Annotated in this window: 4 protein-coding genes; 1 reads left to right on the plus strand and 3 read right to left on the minus strand. The window is 41.9% G+C overall.

Features of this window, described 5'->3' with window-relative positions; all coding sequences use genetic code 11:
• The first annotated feature begins 84 nt into the window (after nt 1-84).
• Nucleotides 85-345 (plus strand): helix-turn-helix domain-containing protein, encoded by a 261-nt coding sequence (locus tag WAM07_RS00485; RefSeq protein ID WP_422163842.1) that lies wholly within the window; start codon nt 85-87, stop codon nt 343-345.
• 367 nt (nt 346-712) lie between these two features.
• Here the strand turns inward: WAM07_RS00485 and WAM07_RS00490 are convergent, their stop codons facing one another.
• From WAM07_RS00490 to WAM07_RS00500, 3 genes are all read right to left on the minus strand, one after another.
• Nucleotides 713-1,915 (minus strand): IS1096 element passenger TnpR family protein, encoded by a 1,203-nt coding sequence (locus WAM07_RS00490; RefSeq protein WP_422163844.1) that lies wholly within the window; start codon nt 1,913-1,915, stop codon nt 713-715.
• 175 nt (nt 1,916-2,090) lie between these two features.
• Complete coding sequence (locus tag WAM07_RS00495; protein ID WP_422163846.1) at nt 2,091-2,840, minus strand: DUF6904 family protein; 750 nt, start codon at nt 2,838-2,840, stop codon at nt 2,091-2,093.
• A 143-nt stretch (nt 2,841-2,983) separates the two neighbouring features.
• The coding region (locus WAM07_RS00500) for an SGNH hydrolase domain-containing protein (protein ID WP_422163848.1) at nt 2,984-3,662 on the minus strand (679 nt) is incomplete at its 5' end.

The following is a 3,662-nucleotide window of genomic DNA, read 5'->3' on the forward strand; positions in this document are numbered from 1 at the left end:
AAAACACCTCTATATTTACTTAATATGTAAAAATATCACGCTCAGTTTGTGGTAACTTCATCCATTGCATACGAGAATTTTAGTATGAGAAAAGAACCTATTGAAGAAGCCATTGCCATATTTGGCACTCGAGTACGTAACACACGAACAGAACTGGGCATGACCCAGGAAGAGCTCGCCGATAAAGTCGAGCTGTCACCAAACTATATCGGCTACATTGAACGAGCAGACAGGCATCCCGGCATCTACCAGATCATTGCGATCTCTTTTGCTCTGGGAGTCAGTCCAGCTGCTTTATTCAATGACGTAAACGTACCGGATGATTTGTATAAATCTCCGGAATAAGTTACCGGAAAGGAGTATAGAAGACATTCTGCATAGTAAGACTCAATGAAAACAAGGCAGCGCAGCAATACCTACGATTTGCTGCGCTGCCTTACTACTATATTGGAAGGAAGAAATGATACAATGGATTATATTTTAACGCGTACCGAACTGGAGAGTGATGGGCATAGGAGTATACACATCCTCGACATCAGGAAGGCTCAATATCTCATCTACTACCCGCAAGAAATCTCGCATTTGGATCAAAGTTTAAGAGCGTTTCTATTTACTAGATTGAAAGGGATAAATGAAGGTCAGTTTGATCAATAATTGATTATGCGATTTATCCACTCTAAGCACACTCAAGAGTTTCATCCATTGCGTGACTTCAGCTATCTTCAACCATCTCTTCCACCTTTATCATCACTCGCCACCCTTCACCATAGTCATAAATATAAAGGATCGTATCGCCTTGTTTTAACCCTATTTCCCCAATTAAGACCTCATCAGCGGAAGGTTTCAGCGCCCACTCTTCCGGACTGTCAATGGAAGGTTCCGTCCAGGCTTTGCCGGTCATGAAAAAGCTGTACAAATGACCATCCGGTAACTCATAAGCCTGTTGAATGACATCATGAAGATCTGCCATGGTGAGAATAGAATAACACTGAATTCTAATCGTCGATTTCCCATGCTTCAGCCGAAATGTGTAGGTACCTTGAAACAACTCTTCTACTTCTCTAGGAAAGGTTTGCTTTAGATCATCCGTTTCAATCAAATCTTGAAAACGATCCATAAACTGCTCTTCTCCATTTCCGTAGAAAAAGTGCAAACCATAATCTTGGGTAGCCATGTCCTCTACAAAAATCAGACTATTCCCCTCTTCCGGATAACGCCCGGGGTTGACCAGCCATTCACCTTCTCGCTTTCTTGCTGGCACATTCCAAACCGAAACCGGGCGGGTGAGCAAGAGTGTCTCCAGGAGTTTCCCCCCCACCTTCGTAGTCTGAATCGAGGCTGGGTGGATATTTTGTTTGAATGGTTCCATTTTTTCCAAAAGCGTGTAATTCCATAATCCAAAATAAGAAAGCACAGACACCATTTGCCCCATCTGAAAGAGAGACCCAGCAAACCTTCCCCAGGTCACTTCGATCTCCTGTTCCGGGGGTTGTGAGAGAACTCCGCCGCAGGCATCTATGACAGATTCATAGACGGCTTCCTCGTGTTCTGTGAATACCATCCAGTCCGTATCCACCCACAGCGTTTCCAGCAAAAAGAAGTACTTCTCCACATCGGAAAAACGGTTAAATTCAGTTACACGATCCAGCAAGATCAGGCGATTGCCTTTACAGGTCATTAATTTCCCATTCAGAGCTAGATAATAGAACAAATGAACGCGTGGATAGTAGATTTGATCATTCTTTTCCGTAACCCCTGTATTTTGCACTTCAAACCGTTGGTTCAACTGATAGCAATGCTTACGCTGTATATATCCTTTCGTTTTGGTTAGGGTCACTTTTTCCTGGTCAATATAGTTTAAAAACAACTGAAAATCTCGGACGATTTCCATGGGTAAGTCGGACGGATCAATCATGTTAGTACCTCCTTAAATAAAACGATTACTTGTCTTCCTTTTCCCACCATCCGCTGGCTTGTACACCTTTGCAAAAACCTCTATAAGCACAAATCCATTTTCATTTATGTACATGGGGTAAACAAAATAAAAAACAACCAGTTACAGAAGTTGTAATTGCTCTATAAGATAATCTTTACCAGTCAATCTCCTCCGGAAAATGCATATTCAGCCGAATATCCTGGGGAGAGCATTGGTAGTTCTTCGCAGCTTCCCGTACTTCTTTCTTTACTTCTTCATACTCTTTACCTGCTTCTGTTAAACGCTTCGCCATAATGGTCAGATTTCTCATTCGTTCATCTGCATCCATATTGATAAATTTGCTGTTTAACACGGTCAGGTATTGAGTGGTATAATTCATAGTCCCATAATCATTCTTGTTCAGCATGTTCATCATACGCGTGTAAGAAGAAGGAGAAACCATCGTACCAATAGCTTTGGCGATTTGTGATTGAAACATCCGTATGATAGCGATATCCTCGCTCCAAATATTCTTTGTATGCTCTAAAGAATTACTTGTATGCCGTGCGTTTTTGCCTGCATATTCCTTAATGAAATCGTTGAGTGCCATCGTTACAAATAGAAGTTCCGGCCATAGGACATGAATCGTTAAATAGATATTTTCTTCACTGGCGATCATGGATAAGTATCTCATTTTCTCCCGATCGAATCCGTTTTCCACTCGTTTAAACGAACGATCCCCCATCATGGCATGACGAAGATCATAACATACCGCCAGCACGTGGAGCCTTGCCCCTTCATAAGGAGGATATTCCCCTTCTTCACCTACAATATTATGTATCGCTTCGTACAGGGCTTCAAAGTCATGATAGTCTCCGGAAACCTCTACGCCCGCATTTAATTCCGTATTTTCAACCATAATCATAGGGTTGCCTCCCTCCATCTGATATTATCTATAGTTTATTCCATGAGGGAACAATTCACAATCTTAATGAGAGTATAATATAGCTTGCACCAAAAAAAAGCACCCCTATAAAGAGGTGCTCTTCCCATAGCCATATAACCCGGCTACTCATCATAAAAATGGTTCAATGCTTTTGTTACTTTCTTACCCACATAAGGCGCCAGCGTTTTCGCATACGTTCTCGTTAGATGGTGTCCGTCCTGATAGACTAATACATTTCCTATAATCGGCTTACATACATCCTCAGTACAGAATTTGTCCGTCAAATCAGCATAGTACACATTGTCCAAATTGAGCTGATCAACTTCATCTGATAAGTCTTCAAGGTTATTTTTCGTTGTACATTCTTCAGCATTTGGACCATTTTTATCTATACACGTTGGGATATCAAACTCAGCTCGCGGGTTGTCTTTCAGGGCAAATACGTTTATGTCATGCTCATCCAGTTTTCTCCACTGATCCACATAACCCTCTGGTATTCCTTCCCATTCCGTAGCATCACCGGGTGTATAAACTAAATCCGGTTGTTTCTCGATTAATTTATCCATCACGGTCTCATTCCACTCGGCACACGTTTTTTGGTCGAGTTTCGTGGTTAATAAATAAGATTCGCTGGAGAACCTGCATGCACTCCGGGTGTAGTTCAATATTTTTATATCATTGTTGTTCGCATATATTTTCAGTGGGGCTAACCAATGCGCACTATGAGAACCGCCAACTAGGGCGATTGTGTATTCCGGGTCCTCTACGTCTCCATATTCGCACATGATCACTTCTGACTCT

The organism is Halobacillus sp., from assembly GCF_049282395.1.
Classification (GTDB): Bacteria; Bacillota; Bacilli; order Bacillales; family Halobacillaceae; genus Halobacillus.

Excerpts from the sequence above, each read along its gene's own strand:
- WAM07_RS00485 (WP_422163842.1), top strand. The coding sequence starts at position 85 with ATGAGAAAAGAACCTATTGAAGAAGCCATTGCCATATTTGGCACTCGA.
- WAM07_RS00490 (WP_422163844.1), bottom strand. The coding sequence starts at position 1,915 with ATGATTGATCCGTCCGACTTACCCATGGAAATCGTCCGAGATTTTCAG.
- WAM07_RS00495 (WP_422163846.1), bottom strand. The coding sequence starts at position 2,840 with ATGATTATGGTTGAAAATACGGAATTAAATGCGGGCGTAGAGGTTTCC.